The organism is Pedobacter hiemivivus (assembly GCF_004331685.1).
GTDB lineage: Bacteria > Bacteroidota > Bacteroidia > Sphingobacteriales > Sphingobacteriaceae > Pedobacter > Pedobacter hiemivivus.
The window spans coordinates 268019-286659 of record NZ_SJSM01000001.1 but is presented as its reverse complement, the minus strand read 5'-3'; the positions used below and the strand labels follow the sequence as shown (position 1 = coordinate 286659).

Annotated in this window: 11 protein-coding genes; 7 read left to right on the top strand and 4 right to left on the bottom strand. The window is 39.3% G+C overall.

Translation table 11 applies throughout. The annotated features are described in order from the left end of the window. Positions 1-7: 7 nt before the first annotated feature. The 4 genes from araA to EZ444_RS01135 form a co-directional block, all read right to left on the bottom strand. Positions 8-1498, bottom strand: coding sequence for an L-arabinose isomerase (gene araA, locus EZ444_RS01150; protein ID WP_131606392.1), 1491 nt, complete (start codon positions 1496-1498; stop codon positions 8-10). 27 nt (positions 1499-1525) lie between these two features. Then, on the bottom strand, positions 1526-2224 hold the full coding sequence (locus tag EZ444_RS01145) for an L-ribulose-5-phosphate 4-epimerase (protein ID WP_131606390.1): 699 nt from the start codon (positions 2222-2224) through the stop codon (positions 1526-1528). Positions 2225-2229: 5 nt separating this feature from the next. Continuing rightward, positions 2230-3909, bottom strand: a complete 1680-nt coding sequence (locus tag EZ444_RS01140; RefSeq protein ID WP_131606388.1) for a ribulokinase — start codon at positions 3907-3909, stop codon at positions 2230-2232. A gap of 88 nt (positions 3910-3997) precedes the next feature. Next, on the bottom strand, positions 3998-4708 hold the full coding sequence (locus EZ444_RS01135; protein WP_131606386.1) for an NUDIX hydrolase: 711 nt from the start codon (positions 4706-4708) through the stop codon (positions 3998-4000). Positions 4709-4830: 122 nt separating this feature from the next. Here EZ444_RS01135 and EZ444_RS01130 point away from each other — a divergent pair, with 122 nt between their 5' ends. The 7 genes from EZ444_RS01130 to EZ444_RS01100 all read left to right on the top strand — a co-directional run bounded on the left by EZ444_RS01130 (position 4831) and on the right by EZ444_RS01100 (position 18551). Continuing rightward, positions 4831-6006: an aldose epimerase family protein gene (locus tag EZ444_RS01130; RefSeq protein ID WP_131606384.1), complete on the top strand. Its 1176-nt coding sequence runs from the start codon at positions 4831-4833 to the stop codon at positions 6004-6006. 98 nt (positions 6007-6104) lie between these two features. Next, positions 6105-10187 carry a hybrid sensor histidine kinase/response regulator transcription factor gene (locus EZ444_RS01125; RefSeq protein ID WP_131606382.1) on the top strand — a complete coding sequence of 1361 codons (4083 nt, stop codon included), beginning with the start codon at positions 6105-6107 and terminating at the stop codon, positions 10185-10187. A 168-nt stretch (positions 10188-10355) separates the two neighbouring features. Beyond that, a complete protein-coding gene (locus tag EZ444_RS01120) occupies positions 10356-11564 on the top strand; it encodes an alpha/beta hydrolase family protein (protein ID WP_165503488.1) in 1209 nt (402 codons plus the stop codon). Between the two features lie 29 nt (positions 11565-11593). Next, on the top strand, positions 11594-12172 hold the full coding sequence (locus EZ444_RS01115; protein WP_131606378.1) for an RNA polymerase sigma factor: 579 nt from the start codon (positions 11594-11596) through the stop codon (positions 12170-12172). Positions 12173-12275: 103 nt separating this feature from the next. After that, a complete protein-coding gene (locus tag EZ444_RS01110) occupies positions 12276-13490 on the top strand; it encodes a FecR family protein (RefSeq protein WP_131606376.1) in 1215 nt (404 codons plus the stop codon). Between the two features lie 283 nt (positions 13491-13773). Then, complete coding sequence (locus EZ444_RS01105; RefSeq protein ID WP_165503487.1) at positions 13774-17100, top strand: TonB-dependent receptor; 3327 nt, start codon at positions 13774-13776, stop codon at positions 17098-17100. Between the two features lie 26 nt (positions 17101-17126). Next, positions 17127-18551, top strand: a complete 1425-nt coding sequence (locus EZ444_RS01100; protein ID WP_131606372.1) for a RagB/SusD family nutrient uptake outer membrane protein — start codon at positions 17127-17129, stop codon at positions 18549-18551. Positions 18552-18641: the final 90 nt, after the last annotated feature.

Here is an 18641-nt window from a genome sequence, read left to right as displayed (position 1 = left end):
TGGTTATTTACTTATAAAAGACTTCGTTCCATTGTAGCTCATTTCTGAACTGATTGATTTTAGTATCAGCACCGATATTTACATATTCGATACCTGCAATATTGGCGAAATCCAAAAGATGCGCTGTCGTTAGGTTCTGACTGTACGCCGTATGGTGCGCACCACCTGCGTAAATCCAGGCTGCACATCCGGTTTTCATATCAGGAAGTGGTTTCCATAATACCTGTGCTACAGGTAGATTTGGAAGTTGATGTTCAGGCTCAACGGCTTTAACTTCATTAACCAGTAAACGGAAGCGGTTACCCATATCAATAATAGAGGCATTGAGTGCGTCGCCACCGGCTACGTTAAATATAAGCCTGGCGGGATCTGCCTTACCACCAATTCCAAGTGGATGTACTTCAAGGCGCGCTTTGCCATTGGCAAGTGAAGCATCTACTTCAAGCATGTGCGAACCCAACACCATTGAATTAGCAGGATCGAAATGATAAGTATAATCTTCCATGAAAGCGTTAGCACCTGGAAGTCCGGCACCCATTACTTTACAGGCTCTTACTAAGGCTGTGGTTTTCCAGTCACCCTCTCCAGCAAAGCCATAGCCTGCAGCCATCAAACGTTGTGCTGCGATGCCGGGTAACTGTACCATACCATGCAGATCTTCAAAAGTATCACTGAAGCCTTTGAATCCTCCATCTTCCAGGAATTTCTTTAAACCAAGCTCTATTTTTGCAGCTTCATACACTGAAGCATGTCTGTCTCCACCACGAAGAAGGTCTGCTGTCATCGTATAGGTAGCTTCATATTCTGTCAGCAATTCCTGAATAGCTGTTTCTGGGATACTGTTGATTATCGCAACCAGATCTCCTATACCATAGGTATTTACTTCAAAACCGAATTTAAGTTCAGCTTCAACTTTATCGCCGTCCGTAACTGCTACATAACGCATGTTATCTCCAAAACGAGCGAATTTGGCACCCTGCCAGTCATGCCATCCGGCAGCGGCACGTGTCCATGTGTCAATTTCTTGTACTACCTCTTCATCCTGCCAGTGCCCAACAACTACCTTACGGTCTTTACGCATTCTGGTCACCATAAATCCAAATTCACGGTCTCCATGCGCACTTTGGTTCAGGTTCATGAAATCCATATCAATGGTATCCCATGGAATATCGCGGTTAAACTGTGTATGTAGGTGCAATAGTGGTTTCTGAAGGATATTTAATCCCCTGATCCACATCTTGGCCGGAGAAAAAGTATGCATCCAGGTAATTACACCGATACAATTGGCACTAATGTTGGCCTGCTGAAGTGTTCCGAAGATTTCGTCCGCTGTTTTTACAATTGGCTTATACACAATGCGGACATGGATAGCCTGCGCCGCATCTAATGATGCCGCCACCTGTTGTGCATGTGATGCTACTTGTTTTAAGGTTTCTTCACCATAAAGGTGCTGAGTTCCGGTGATGAACCATACCTCTAAATTTTTTAAATTGATCATATTAAATGTAATTATCTAATTATTCTGTTATTGTCCGTAATAAGAATCAGCACCATGTTTTCTTTCATAATGCTTTTTAATTAATGAATCTTTTAATTTGGGTACGTCTTTGCGTATTTGTTCAGTAAGAAAGGCCATTCTTGCCAGTTCTTCTACTACCGCACTATTGTATACCGCTTTTTCAGCTGTTTTTGCCCAGGTAAAAGGCGCATGGTTGCCAACGAGGATCATTTCTACCTCTTTGTAGCTTAGTCCAGCCGCTTTTAAATGGTTCATGATCTGGAATCCGGTTTCGTATTCATAGTTTCCAGTGATCATGTCATCCTGCATAGGAGGGGCGCAGGGAATGTCGACCGTTAGGTGATCCGCATGCGTGGTTCCATAAATCGGAATTGCCCTTTGCGATTGCGCCCATGCCGTTCCATAAGTAGAATGCGTGTGTACAATCCCGCCAATCTCTTCCCAATGCTTATACAATACTGCATGTGTTTTTGTATCAGATGAGGGGCGAAGTGTTCCTTCAACGGTATTCCCATCAAAGTCTACAATCACCATTTTCTCTGGCGAGAGTTCTTCATAAGGTACACCGCTCGGTTTTATGGCAAATACACCCGCAGCTCTATCTGCCGCGCTGGCATTACCAAAGGTGAAAAGTACCAGCCCTAGTTTAGGGAGTTGCATATTTGCCAGGTACGCTTTTTCTTTAATTTCCTGATAGTTGTTCATGGTGATTATTTTATAGTACTAGCTTCGATAAATCCGCCAAGCGTTTTATATTGTAAAAAGCGGGCTTCATAATAAGCGATGGTTTCTGCTTCTGGGGTATATTCTTTGTCGAAACCACTACCCATACCCAGCATCGCGGCTTCAACGTTCGGATAAATGCCTGCTACAACGGCCGCAAACATGGCTGCACCTAAAGCACAAGTATGTTCAAACTGATGGATACGGATCGGCATATTCAATACATTCGCCATAGTTTGCATTACGAAAGGTGATTTTTTAGCTACACCGCCAATACCGATGATACCTTTTACCGGAATACCTTCGGCTATAAAACGGTCGACAATATTTTTAGCGCCAAAGCAAGTCGCCTCTACCAATGCTCTAAATACGCGAGGGGCATCAGAAGCTAAATCAAGGTTGCTGAGCGCACCCTTCAATTCCTGATTGGCATCAGGGGTTCTTCTTCCATTTAACCAGTCAATCGCCAGTTCATCCTCCTCTGTTCTTGGCAGCAAAGCAGCTTGCTTACTCAGTTCCGGAATAAGCTGATCTAAAAGTTCTTTTTCCAATGCAGCAGCCGTATGGCTATCTAGCAGTGCCGAATTCCTTAATAAGTTTTTTATTGGCCAGGCCAGCACTTCTTTAAACCAGGCATATACATCGCCAAAGGCCGATTGTCCGGCTTCAAGACCAGGCATTCCCGGGATCACAGAACCATTCACTTGTCCACAAATCCCCTTGATGAGTTTACCCTCCATATCGGCTTGTGGCACCACTAAAATATCGCAGGTAGAAGTACCCATCACTTTGCTTAAATGATAAGGTTCAATTTGGCCACCAACAGCACCCATATGTGCATCAAAGGCGCCAACACCTACCACGACATCTGTATTTAAGCCTAAACGTTCGGCCCATTCTGTACTGAGGTTTCCGGCGGATACATCAGAAGTGAACGTATCTTTAAACAAACGGTCTGTAAAACCATCCAAGATTGGATCTAATGCCGTAAAGAATTCATTTGGGGGCAAACCGCCAAACTCTTCAGCCCAAAGGGCTTTGTGTCCGGCTGCACAACGACTTCTTTTCATTTCCGAAATGTCGTTTCCTCCAGTAAGTAGGAACGGTACCCAGTCGCAATGCTCTACCCAGGAATAGCAAGCCTTCTTTACAGCTACATCAGCACGTAAAATGTGCAATAACTTAGCCCAGAACCATTCTGACGAATAGATGCCACCACAATATTTAAGATAGTTGATGTCATATTTTGCCGCATGGTTGTTGATTTGCATGGCTTCCTTTACAGAAGTATGGTCTTTCCATAGCACAAACATTGCATTAGGATTTTGCTCAAATTCAGGTAAAAGGGCAAGCGGTGTACCTGCTTGATTTACCGCCACTGGTGAAGAACCGGTGGTATCCACTGCAATTGCTTTTATAGCAGCAGCGATGCTATCGCCACCGGCTTTAAGGATACAGTCTTTTATGCTTTGTTCTAGACCTTCAATATAGTCTAAGGGATGTTGTCTGAACTGATTTTTTGCAGGATTGCAGAATAACCCTTTCTGCCAGCGGGGGTAATAGAAAACGGATGAAGCCAGTTCTGCTCCATTGTTTGCGTTGATAATTACTGAACGCACAGAATCCGATCCATAATCAACCCCTATAACGTATTGATCTTTGCTCATATTTAGTTAAATAAATGTCTAATTAACGTTTATTTAATTTAATAAAAGAATTTATTTTAAGAATCCTTCTTTATGAGCTAAAGGGTTCTTATACAGATATTAGTTTGTCCGGGTTTGGAATGAAGTTTAGGAATGCCTGGAAGTTTGCTTTATACTTTTTCTTATCCAACTTAAAATAAAACGCACCTTTTTTAGAACCAGATTTATCTTTTTCAGCAAGTTTGATCAGCAACTTAGTTGCCGTTAATTTTCGGATAAAGTTGCGGTTGTCTATTTGTGTATTGTACACATCTTCATACAAGTTTTGAAGTTGCGGAATGGTGAATTTTTTAGGTAAAAGTTCGAAAAGAATAGGGTGTAAGGCCGCTTTATATCTTATTTTCTTTTTTGCCGCTTCCACCATTTCACCATGGTCAAAGATCAATTCAGGTGCATCTTTCAAGAGGAACCATTCGGCATGATACTGATCGCTAATCTGTGTTTCGTATTTATGAATGTCGATTAATGCAAAATAAGTAACCGATAAGGTTCTTTCAATGGGATCCCTTAAGGGGTCACCATATGCCTGGATTTGCTCCAGGTAAACACCCTCAAGTCCGGTAAGCTGAGTAAGTACCCGGTTGGCTGCACCATCCAGACTCTCCTCGGGCCTAACAAAACCTCCCATCAAACTCCATTTATCCTTTTCCGGTTCAAAGCCTCGTTTAATTAGGAGAATCTTTAAATGCTCTCCATCAAATCCAAAAACAATGCAATCAACGGCAATTAAAAAACGAGTCTGATCAGTATATTTTTTCATTAGTTCTTTGGGCTAAATATCTATAGTTGTAAATGTATCATATTTTGAATATTAATAGTTGTTTTGACATTTAATATTCTTTTTATACATTAGTAATAAGATCAAATATATAAAAACGCATTATGAACAAAAATTTCAAATCCATTTGTTTAATTTTTATTTCGGTATGGACATTAAGCGGTTGTAGCAATGGAAACAATCATCAATCTACCGGAAATGACGCTTTGGCTGTTTCGACTGCCCATATACCAGATGCAAACGGATTTAAGGCCAGCATAGCGGGGAAGAATGTTGAACTTTTTGTATTAAAAAATAAAAACGGAGTAGAAGCTGCAATTACCAATTATGGTGGACGAGTGGTATCCTTGTTGGTGCCGGATAAACATATGGCACTTCAAGATGTCGTATTAGGTTATGATAGCCTGAAAGCTTATCAGAAAAAAGGAGAACCATTCTTTGGGGCATTAATTGGTCGTTATGGAAATCGTATCGGGCAAGGAAAGTTTACATTAGAAGGCAAAACTTATCAATTGGAACTGAATGATGGCGTGAATACGCTTCATGGTGGATTTGACGGTTTTTTTGGTAAGGTTTGGGATGCTAAGAAAGTGAACGATCAAACTCTCGAATTGAGTTATTTCTCTAAAGATGGAGAAGCAGGGTATCCGGGAAATTTAACGGTTAAGGTAACCTATGAATTAACCGATGAGAATGCTTTGAAAATAAGCTATAACGCAACTACAGATAAGCATACTGTATTGAACCTAACCAACCATGCCTATTTTAATTTGAATGGGGCAGGAGATTCAACAATTACAGATCATTTGCTGTCAATTGATGCAGATACGTATACTCCAGTTGATTCTACTTTAATTCCTACAGGAAAATTGGAACAAGTTGCAGGGACACCATTTGATTTTAACAAACCAACCTTAATTGGTGCAAGGATCAATGATCAAAACGAGCAGTTGAAATTTGGAAAGGGCTACGATCATAATTTTGTATTGAGAAAAGGTAAAGGGCTTCAGAAGGTGGCTACAGTTGTCAGTTCTAAAACTGGTATTGTGATGGATATTTTAACGGAAGAACCAGGATTACAGTTTTATAGTGGTAATTTCTTAATTGGGGCTGACCATGATGGTAAAGGTCAGGTGAGTTATCCGCACCGTTCAGCTTTTTGTTTGGAAACCCAACATTTCCCTGATTCACCGAATCAATCTACGTTTCCTACAACGGAATTAAAACCAGGACAAGCGTATAAAACGGTAACCGTTTATAAGTTTAGCGTTCAGAAATAACGAATAGACATTATTCATACAGGCTCTTTTTGTTTAGCTGCCGTAACAAATATGAAAGTAAAATCATATTTTTACGCTAAACCAAATGAGCCTGTACAATGTCACCATCATTTTTTTGGATTAAACTGTCCCTGTTATTCATGCTATTGTGTGGATATAGGTCAGCCATTGCCCAAAAAGACAAGATTACTTTTAAACACCTTACTGTTGAAGATGGGCTTTCTCAAAGCAGTGTGCTTTCTATTGCGCAAGACAGCATGGGCTTCATGTGGTTTGGAACAAAGGATGGCTTAAATAAGTATAATACCAGAAATTTTGAGGTCTATAAACGCGAAAGAGGAAACAGTTCCTCATTAAGTAGTGGGCAGAATATTAATGCTTTATTGACCGATACCAAAGGTAATTTATGGGTAGCTACACAAAAAGGATTGAGTAGGTATTTGCCTGAAACCAACTCTTTTCAACGCTACCAATATGATCCCAAACGGAAAAATAGCCTTAGCAATAATATTGTAAGAAGTATTTTTGAAGACAATAAGGGGCATATTTGGGTAGGAACGGATAGCGGATTAAATAAGTTAATTGGTGGTAACAGTTTTGTTCGATTTATGCCTGGTAAAGGGAGCAGCCCTGGCTTAGCAAATCAGCTGGTTAAATCTGTTCATCAGGATCATAAAGGTGTGATGTGGATCGGAACTATCCAGGGGCTAACAAGATTAGAATTCAAAAATGGGAAATATAACTATCAATCTTATTTCCATAAGCCCGGAGATCCGGAAAGTCTTATTGATGATGACATCAGTGTGGTTTTTGAAGATCCACAGCATAACCTGTGGGTAGGAACACATAATGATGGCCTGGACTTAATGGATCGCGAGAAGGGAACTTTTAGGCATTTCGTGACTAAAAAAGGAGATCCCAATAGCATTAGTAGCAATGTAATTCGTAAGATTAAAACAGATCAGAATGGTCGATTGTGGATTTCTACCCTTCATGGTATAAACATATTAGATCTGAATACTTTTAAATTCAAAGTGTTAAACCATAATCCCGAAGATCCTACAAGTTTAAATCACAATTCTATCTATGATATGGTGAAGGATGCGACTGAATCGATGTGGGTGGGTACCTATTTCGGCGGCGTAAACTTTTATCATCCCAATGCAACACCATTTAGAGAATACAAGACCAGCTTAGGCAAAAATGGGATCAGTAGTAATGTCGTAAGTTCCATTGTTGAAGATAAATACCACAACTTATGGATCGGAACTGAGGCCGAAGGACTCAATTATTTCGATCGTAAAACAGGTAAGTTTACCAGCTTTAAGCACGATTCAGAAAATATCAATTCACTTAGCTCAAATTTGGTTAAAGCAGTTTCAATTGATCAAAATGGGGAGGTTTGGATAGGTACCTATGAGGGAGGGCTTGATGTTTATTTGCCTGAGACAAAAACCTTTAGGCATTATAAGCCAAATTATACTGACCCTAAAGCTTTAAATTCTAATCGGATTGTCTGTTTGTTACACGATAGTAAAAACAGACTCTGGATAGGCACACGGGCACAAGGTATTTTTATATATAACGAAAAGGAAAATAACTTCGCGCCCTATAGCAGTCCCGGAAATCATCATGATTTAAAGTTTCTTAGGTATTTATTTGAAGATTCTAAGAAAAACATCTGGATCGCCACTAATTCAGGAACCTATATTCTTGATCCCGTAACCAACAAAATAAAAACGTTTAAGATTGATGACAACAGCACAAAATTTGATGACATCAACCTTATTCAGGAAGATTCACGTGGGATAATTTGGCTGGGAAGTTATGATGCAGGACTAATTCGTTATCAGCCAGCAACTCATAAAATTCGTTTTTACACCATGAAAAATGGATTGCCGAGCAATGTTATTCTGGGGATTTTAGAAGATGAGGTTGGAAATCTGTGGATCAGTACTGACAACGGATTGGCTAAATTTGATCGAAAATCTTTCAAAACCTATACTGTCGAAGATGGATTGCCGGGTAACGTATTTAATTACAATTCGTTTTATAAAGATACCCAAGGGCAGCTTTATTTTGGGGGATACAATGGCCTAGTGAGTTTCTATCCTAACCAAATCAAAGAAAATAAAAAAATCCCAAAAGTTATTTTTACCCGATTGAGGCTTTTTAACAAGACAGTTGCTATAGGTGATGAAAGTAACTTGTTGAGTCGCAACATTAGCTTGACCAAAGAACTTACTTTTTCACATGCTCAGAATATTTTTAGTGTAGAGTTTGCTGTCCTTAATTACATCAAATCGGAGAAAAACAAATATGCTTATAAACTTGAGGGGCTTGATAAAGAGTGGAACTATGTAACTACTCCAACGGCTACATTTTACAATCTTCCATCTGGTACGTATAAATTATTGATCAAGGGATCAAATAATGATGGGGTTTGGAGCGATCAGCCAGAAGAAATGATCATCCATATTGCTCCCCCGTTTTGGAAAACCTGGTGGGCTTATCTGATTTATATAATTTTATTTTCTGCGATCTTATTTCTTGTATTTAGGTTTCTATGGATCAGGGCTTTATTGAGGAAGGAACATGAAGTTTACCAAATGAAAATGGACTTCTTTACCAATGTTTCTCATGAGATCAGAACGCCTTTGACGCTGATTATAGGCCCTTTAGAGAATTTAATTAATGATACAAAAGAATATCCTGGGATAAATCGTCGATTGCTTACCGTAAGAAAGAATGCCGGAAGGTTAACCCGTTTAGTTAACGAGTTGATGGATTTCAGAAAGCAGGAGGCAGGTAAATTGACTTTAAATGTGTCTCCAGAAGATATAGTGGAATTTGCAAAAGAGATCTTTTTATCATTCCAGTACCTGGCGATAAAACATCATATTGATTATCAGTTTATCAGCAACGACGATCATATAGAGGTGTATTTTGATTCGGAACAACTGGAAAAGGTGTTTTTTAATTTATTATCAAATGCATTTAAGTTTACCCCCGAATATGGTATCATAAATCTATCGGTAAATCGGACAGAAAATGGATTTGTAGAAATAACTGTATGTGACAATGGTAAGGGGATTCCTGAAGAAAGTAGAGCTAAATTGTTTACCAATTTTTACCAGGTAAAAGATCCGCTTTCAAGAAACAATGGAACAGGGATTGGACTGGCCTTATCAAAAAAAATAGCCCGATTACATCATGGTGATCTAATTCTTTTGCCAAGTCCTGCGCTTAGTGAAGCAAATGTTCAAACTTGTTTTAGCTTAAAACTACGAACTGGCTGCAGTCATTTTAAAAAGAGCGAACTTAGTCCACAGTTTGTAAACGTGGAGAGTCCTGTGTTGTACCAGTTGCCACAAGAGTTTGAGGAGATGCCGGATCTGGAGTTGACGAAAGAGCTGCCTGCTGAAGATAGGATTACAATATTGATTGTGGAAGATAACCGTGAAATACGCGATTTTATTAAGCAGTCGTTAAAACACGCCTATCACATCATTGAAGCCGAGGATGGCCAACAGGGCACGCAGATCGCATTTGAAAAAATACCCGACATTATCGTTAGTGATGTGATGATGCCTGTTATGGATGGATTGGAGTTGTGTCGTGTACTTAAAACAGATCCACGAACCAGCCATATTCCTATCATTCTGTTAACTGCACGCTCAGGAAATATACACGAGGTGAGCGGACTAAAAACGGGTGCAGAGGCTTATATCACCAAGCCTTTCAGTATTGATGTGTTACTGCTTAACATTAACAACCTGCTCACACTGCAAAATAATATGCGCAGAAAGTTTAGTCAGCAAATTACCTTGCAGCCTTCCAATGTACTCATTGAATCTACAGACGAAGAGTTCTTAAATAAAATCATGACCATCATCGAGCATAATTTTAGTATTGATGAGTTTAATGTAAATGTGCTGGCTGCTGATGTAGGAATGAGCACGCCAATTCTGTATAAAAAGATTAAAGCGCTGACGGGCTTAACTGTTAATAATTTCATTAAATCAGTGCGCTTAAAAAGGGCAGCCCAGTTGTTGCAACAACAAACTTATACTGTATATGAAGTGGCTTATATGGTAGGTTTTAGCGATAGTAAATATTTCAGTAAGGAATTCGCTAAGCAATTTGGACGCACGCCAAGTGATTATGCCGAAGAGGTCTAGGTATAACCAAATCCATCTGATCGTATGAGGTTGTAATCATAGATATTTTGCCTAGGTGTTGGCAGGGCACCAGTTGGGATAACCGTCCTATCTGATGTCAAAAAAGTTTAATAGAATGCCAATTATTTCGCAGATGGGAGGCCTTGTAATCTCCTATATTTGATGGAGATGCTAACCAGATATTACATCCCAATATACATATTTATCGCCGTGTTCTTTTGGCTCCAGAGCGCTAGTGCCCAAATAAAGGGGACAATTTGGGATACAAAAGAAATTTATAAGGTGCCCAACTATGAAACCATAAGTACGGATTCGGCAATTGGAATAGTGTATCAGGGTTTGACTTATAAAGGTCAGTCAAAAAACGTATTTGCTTATTACGCCAGTCCCGGAACATTAAGTGGCGACCGATCAAAAGATAAAAATTTACCGGCAGTAGTATTGGTTCATGGTGGTGGTGGGACAGCATTTAAAGCCTGGGCAATTTTATGGGCTAAAAAAGGATATGCAGCCATAGCTATGGATTTGCGAGGTAACGACGCTAAGAAACAACATCTAGCTGGTGGCTTTGATGAGCCGGGTTCGTTAACTCCATACTTTACCATTACCCCCAATTTGAATGAGCAATGGATGTATCAGGCGGTAGGAGATGTGATATTGGCACATAACCTAATCAGGAGTTTTGCAGCGGTAGATAGTAATAGAACGGCCCTTACAGGCATTAGTTGGGGTGGGATCATTAGCTGTTCATTGGCTGGTATTGATAATCGCTTTAAAGCCGTTGTGCCTGTATATGGCTGCGGTTATCTATTTCACAACAGTGCAATGCTTAAAGAATTGGACAAATTGAGCGCATCAGATAAGGCTACATGGGTTAAGCAATACGACCCTTCTCAATATGTAGGAAAAGCGAAGATGCCTGTGTTGTTTATAAATGGAACAAACGATGGACATTTTTATTTGGATAGTTATGCCAAGACCTACAACATGGTGAAAGATAAAAACCTTTCTATAAAAATTGGCCTTAAACATAACCATAGTTATGGCTGGGGGAATGACGAAATTTATCATTTTATCAATAGTTATCTAAATGGTACTGCCTCTTTGCCAAAGTTAGGTGCCATTGAAATGAAAAAGGGTTCAATAACCTCAAAAATTAAAACCGTTGTTCCTATTGATCAAGCTTATCTTAATTATACAATGGATACGACATCGGTATTAAAAGATAGAAAATGGGAACGCAAGGTGGTAACAATAAAAGATCATAAGGTGTGGTTATCGGGACTTCCTGATGGAATTACGATTTGGTATTTTTCGGTAATTGATAAAAGAGGATTACAGGTTTCTGGTGAATTGCAGTGGATGGTTGTCAATTAAAATGCTTAATTTTAGTTACAACTTGAGCTATGCCATACAACCAGTTAAGCGACGAAGAATTGGCCGATCTTTTAAAAGAGGGAGATCGGGATGCTTATACTGTGATTTTTGATCGTTTTTATGGTTTGTTGTTCATCCATGCCTGCAAGTTATTGCGTAATGAGGATGAGGCGAAAGATGTAGTTCAGGAACTGTTTGAAGTGCTGTGGACACGTCGGGAAGGCCTTTCATTTGAACATAGCTTGTCAGCTTATCTGTATGCATCAATAAGAAACCGTATCATCAACCGAATTTCACATCATGAAGTTGAACATAAGTACATCAATTCCTTACGCGGATTTATAGATCGTGATACTTATTTTGCAGATTATAGGGTAAGGGAGCATGAAATGAAGAAGATGATTGAGGAAGAAATCTCTGCCTTGCCCTCAAAAATGAGAGAGATTTTTGAATTGAGTAGGAGGGATTACCTTTCCCATAAAGAGATTGCTGAAAAATTGCAGATATCTGAGCACACCGTACGTACCCACGTTAAAAAAGCTTTACGAATACTCAAACCAAAACTAGGGATCATCGCGTATTTATTTCTGTATTCTAACAGCCTTTAAGTACTATTAAAAGCTTTTTTTATTTTTATTTTCAAAAGGAGTACCCTATACCCCCTACGTTTCCTGTTATAATAGCATAAAGTTAAAATACCAAATATACTGTATGCGTAGAGACCCAAAAAGATTGTTGGAGAAGTACAAAGCCGGCAACTGTTCAGATCAAGAAAAGGCAATTGTAGAAAGCTGGTACCTGGAATTAAAATCCGAGGAGGGGACGCCAACGCATACCATTATAGAAAATACTAAGGATAAAGTTTGGGCAGCCTTGTCTGCTGCTGAAGACACTACGACAAAAAGGCCAAACATAAAAACAATTTACCTGCGTAAAGCTGCAGCCTGGGCTGCTGTTATTTTTATAATTGGGGCGGTCGGATTGTTTTTTCTAAACAAATCAAAGGTGCAGCAAGTCGCTAATCATACCGTAAAAAAGAACGATGTACTTCCTGGTGGTAATAAAGCATTTTTGACCTTGGCTGATGGTAGGAAAATATCATTAACTGATGCCGCGAATGGGGAGCTTGCCAAACAAGAGGGACTAGTGATCAAGAAAACTGCTGATGGGCAATTGGTATATACCGTAGCTGGTTCTGATAAAGAAGGGGAAAATGGAGCCCCACTATTTAATACCATTGAGACTCCTAACGGCGGGAAATATCAGATTAATTTGCCTGACGGCACTAAAGTATGGCTAAATGCAGCCTCATCTTTGCGGTATCCAACAAAGTTTACAGGCAGTACAAGGACTGTGGAGTTGAAAGGTGAAGGGTATTTTGAAGTAGCGAAAGTAACGGTCAAAAGCAGTTCTGCTGGCATTAAGGCAGGTTCTAGGGTGCCTTTTATTGTTAAAACGGCCTACCAGGAAGTGGAAGTATTGGGAACACATTTTAACATCAATGGTTATAAAGATGAAGCCGATATTAAAACAACCTTATTAGAAGGTTCTGTGCGTGTCTCATTAAAAGGAGATTGGAATAATCCATCCAAAATTAACGATTCAAAATTGTTAAGTCCTGGTGAGCAAAGCCAGTTAAATGAAAAAAACATTAATGTAAAAGCTGTGGATATCGAAAGTGTGATGGCCTGGAAAGCAGGTGATTTTATTTTTGATGGTGATGATTTGAAAAGCATCATGCGCAAAATAGCTCGATGGTATGATGTAGAAGTGATTTATAAAGGAGAATTCGAGAATTTGAAGTTCGGTGGATTAATGTCTCGCTCTAAAAATATTTCCTCGGTATTGGGGATTATGGAATCGACCGGAAGGATTCATTTTGCTATTGAAGGCACGCGGATTACTGTGTTACACAATGAAAAGTAAATGAGCAAATAATATACTAACCAAATATAATTAAAAACGTAACGCCTATGAAAAGAGAAAAAGACCCAGAATAAGCATCTTATTTGAGGTACTAAAGCCAAAGATTTTCGCCTGTTGCGAATTCTAATAAAAACCGGAAGTGACTGGAATCACTCCCGGTAAAAATGGCTGGGATACCCTCCAACAGTTAATTTTTCGTTTAACCCAACTAACCAAATGTATGAACTTTTACAAACAATCTGTATGTAAGCCACGGGGCTTTGTGCATAAATTTCTGGTAATCATGAAATTTACTACAATTCTACTGGTCACCGCCTTTTTACAACTTGCTCAGGCCAGTAACGCGCAGCGCATCACTATTTCCAAAAAGAATGCTACGCTGCAACAGTTATTTAAAGAAATCCGTAAACAAAGTGGTTACGATTTCTTTTACAATCAAGAAGACATCAAAAAAGCTAAAAGAATTGATATTTCAGTTCAGAATCAGACGCTGGAAGATGTTTTAAGGCTTTGTTTTGAAGACCAACCTTTTACTTTTATGTTTAAGGACCGAACGGTAGTTGTCAAAGAAAGTAAGCCAAATGAAGTATTATGGAGTAATTTTATTCAAAAAGTAGAGCTGAAAGGAAAGGTGACCGATGAAAAAGGAGGTCCTATGCCCGGCGTAAGTATAAAACTTAAAGGTAGTAATGTTGCTACCATGACCGATTGGAACGGTAGTTATGCTTTAACCTTGCCGGATGGAAATGGTACCCTTGTTTTTAGTTTCGTAGGCTATGCTTCACAAGAGATTAAGGTAGATAATAGGACCTGGATTAGTGTGGTGTTGAAAGAAGAGGATAGTGCCCTTTCTGAAATTGTGGTGGTAGGTTATGGTACACAGAAGAAAAAGGATTTAACCGGTGCAGTGTCTTCTATTTCGGCTAAAAGTGTAGAGAATCTACCAATTGCCCGTGCAGATCAGATGATTCAGGGTAGAGCAAGTGGGGTACAGGTTACGCAAACCCAATCACAACCCGGTGGAGTATCGAGTTTAAGGATTCGCGGTACAAATTCTATCAATACAAGCAATGAACCACTATTTGTGGTGGATGGATTTCCTGGAGCAGGTAATTTAAACACCATTAATCCCAACGATATACAGTCCATCGATATCTTAAAAGATGCCTCATCAATTGCTATTTATGGGAGCAGAGGTGCGAATGGAGTTGTGATCATAACGACTAAAAAAGGAACAGCCGGTCAGTCTGCCATTAATTTCGAAGCATATTACGGATTACAAAAAGTAAGAAAGCCTTATAAAATGATGAATGCCACCGAGTTTGGTACTTATCTGAACGATGCACAAAAATTAACGAATATAGAAACTCCGACCTTGGCAAAGGCCTTACCTTATACTGATGCACAGATTGCTGCATTGGGTGAGGGAACTGATTGGCAAAATGAGCTTTTTCAAACAGCTCCAATTAGTAATTACCAGCTAAATTTTATAGGTGGAACTCCAGAAACCAAATACAACCTGAGCATGAACTATTTCGACCAACAGGGAATTATTATCAATTCCGGTTATAAGAGAGCCTCTATTAGATTTAACCTCGATAAAAAGGTTGGTGAAAAGTTGAATTTTGGCTTTAGTTCTCAGCTGACTGGCAGTATTGACAATAGGGCACTTGTTAACACCGGTGGTGGCTCAGCAGGAGGTGTTTTGTTGGATGCTTTAAGAATTAATCCTGCTGTTCCTGTGGTGACGAATGGCGATTATACCTATCAAAATGGACCAACGGGGTATACTTTTGCATTGGGCAATCCAATCGCTTATGCGAACAAAACAACGAACCAATATAAAGACTTGCGCGGTTTGATTAATTTTTATGGAGAATATGAAATTATCAAAGGGCTAAAATTTAAAACCACAGCTGGAACAGATTTCGATTTTCTAACAAGAAATCTCTATATCCCTTCCGATATATTTTTGGGTAGCAACACATTGGGGTCGGCAAGAAAAGAGTATGCAAACGCTGTAAGTTGGGTAAATGAAAATACGCTAACTTATGATAAACAGCTGAATGAAAATAATGCTATTAACATTATCGGTGGCTTTAGTATGCAACAATTTGATACTAACGATTTTTTCTCTGCCAGTACAAACTTTTTCACCAATGTACTTGGATATGATAATATTGGGCTAGGCGCTAATGTGTTAACTCCAGGCTCTACCCACAATAAAAATACGTTGGCTTCTTTCTTTGGTCGTGCAAATTACCGTTTAATGGATAAATACCTGTTTACGTTTACTATGCGGGCAGATGGTTCTTCTAAATTCGGCAAAAATAACAAATGGGGATATTTTCCTTCCGGAGCAATTGCATGGCGGATTATTGAAGAAGATTTTATGAAATCGCTTCCTTTTATCAGCGATTTAAAGCTACGCGGTAGTTTGGGCGTATCCGGTAATCAGGAAATTGACCCATATCAATCCATCGGACGCTATCCAACAAATAGTGCAACTTTAGGCGGCAGTACTCGTGTGGTTGGCGTATCGCCAGCCAATATTGCTAACCCGAATCTTTCATGGGAATCAACTTCGTCGTTCGACATTGGTTTAGATCTGGCCTTCTTTAAAAATAGAATTACTATGACGGCCGATTATTACAGCAAGCATACTAAAGATTTGTTGTTGAATGTTGCTGTGCCACGTACTACTGGTTATGCAAGTATCTTATTGAATGCGGGAGGTGTCGATAATAAAGGCTTTGAGTTCGCTATTAACAGTGAAAATATCAACGGAAAATCTTTCCAATGGACAACCAACTTAAATTTCTCATTGAACCGCAATAAGGTTACTGATCTTGCTGGTGAGAAAGAACGTTTTGTGGGGGATGCCAGTAGCAGTCTTTTCCCATCAGGAACCGGCGGAACCAATGTTTTAAGAGTAGGTGAGTCTATTGGTTCATTTTATGGTTATCGTTTTGTTGGCATCTGGCAAACAAAAGAGGAGATTGCTGCCAGTGGTATTAGTGGTGTATTGCCTGGTGACCCAAGGTATGCTGATTTGAACAATGACAAGGTAATTGATGCGAAGGATCGTGAAATTGTGGGACATGCACAACCTAAGTTTATTTATGGAGTGACCAATAATTTCACTTATGGTCGTTTAAACCTAAATCTATTTATACAGGGGGTGCAAGGAGATGATGTGTTGAATTTAAATAAATATGAGTTGGAATCAGGCGATTTTACGACCAATAAACTGGCCACTGTAAACGACAGATGGACTGGGCCAAACACCAGTAACACTATTCCAAAGGCCAACAGTACCTTACGTAGAAGAACTGGTATTACAAGTGATGTAGTAGAAAATGGAAGTTTTCTACGCTTGAAAACGGTATCCTTATCTTATAACCTACCGCTTGGCAAAGGATTGGGTAAAACCATTAAATCAGCTAGTATTTATGTGACTGGGACTAATCTTTTAACTTTTACAAAGTATAGTGGTTATGACCCTGAGGTGAACTCATTTGTAAATACAAATGTTTTGAGTTTAAATACAGATTATAACGCTTACCCGACAACCAAAATGTACACTGCTGGGGTAAGAGTTGGGTTTTAATTGATTTATTTATTAAGAACAAGACAATGAAGAAGATATATATAATATTAGCTATGCTGATGGTAATCAGTACTTCATCCTGTAAAAAGTTTTTGGAGGAAGATCCTTATGATTTTATCTCAGAAGAGAAATTTTATAAAACTGAAGGTGATGCACTCGCTGCTTTGAATGGGGTAATAAACATTATGCAATTGCAACAGTATTACGGTCGTACTGTTTGGATTGTGAATGATTTAACCGGCGATCAAATGAAAGTTGGTGCGCCACAAACCAACCGACCTGAATTGTATAGCCAGACCTATACCTCAACCAATGGCGAGATCAGCAACTGGTGGAACAATTCTTACGTGTTGATTAATCGAGCAAATGATGTGATCAAAAATGTTGAAGGTGGACCAATTCCTGCTGTCTCAAGAGACAATATTGTTGGTAATGCAAAATTTTTGCGGGCACTGGCTTATTTTGATTTAATAAGGAGTTTTGGTGATATACCTTTGATTACGAAACCTACAGTGGGAACAGACGATTTCAAGCCTGTACGTACGCCGATTAAAACGGTATATGCTCAGGTTATTGAAGATTTAATATTTGCCGAAACCAATTGTACAAAGGAGGATAAGATTCCGGCAGCGAGTAAAGGCAGAGTTTCGAGTGGTGCTGCCAGCGCTTTATTGGCCAAGGTTTATTTAACCAGAGCATCAAGTACAGCGGCAGAACCTACTGATTATCAAAATGCCCTTACGCAATGTAATAAGGTAATTGCAGTAAGTCCAGCAGTATACACCTTGTTGCCTTTTGCGGATGTGTTTGATCCGAATAAGAAAGCTGCAAATAAAGAAGAGATTTTTGCTGTTCAGTTTGGTTTGCCACCTAATACAGGCAATATTACCCCTCGTATGCACTTACCAAAAGCTGTTGCGCCTTTTGATGGAAATGAAGCTTTTTATGTGGAGAATTCTTTTGCACTATCTTATGCGGTAACAGACACAAGGAGAGCCGCAACCATTGGAGCAGTACCAGCAAGCAGTAATTTCTATTACCTTAAATTTACTGATCCATCTAGACAAGGAAATAGTGCCAGAAATAACTGGGTTATTTTACGCTATGCTGATGTTTTGTTGATGCAGTCTGAAGCGATGAACCAGATTAACACCGGCGATCCTAATAAATTTAATGGTATCAATGCAGTTAGGGGTAGAGCGGGGCTGTTACCTTTAAGTTTTGTAACTACACCGGGTAAGGATGATTTTATCACCGCACTGGTAAATGAAAGAGGTTGGGAGTTTGCAGCTGAGGGGCAAAGACGATATGATTTGCTTAGACTTGGCAGAATGAAGGACCAGCAATTAAAAGTGCATAATATTCTGCTAGCTGATAAGTATCTGTTGATGCCGATTCCTGAAACGGAAAGAACGGCAAATGGTAACCTGACTCAGAATCCAGATTTTTAATAAATCAAAAATAATTAGAAATGGCAACGGTTATAATAACTGTTGCCATTTTTAGTTTTGCAATTTGCCAAGAAAATTGAATAAAATGCT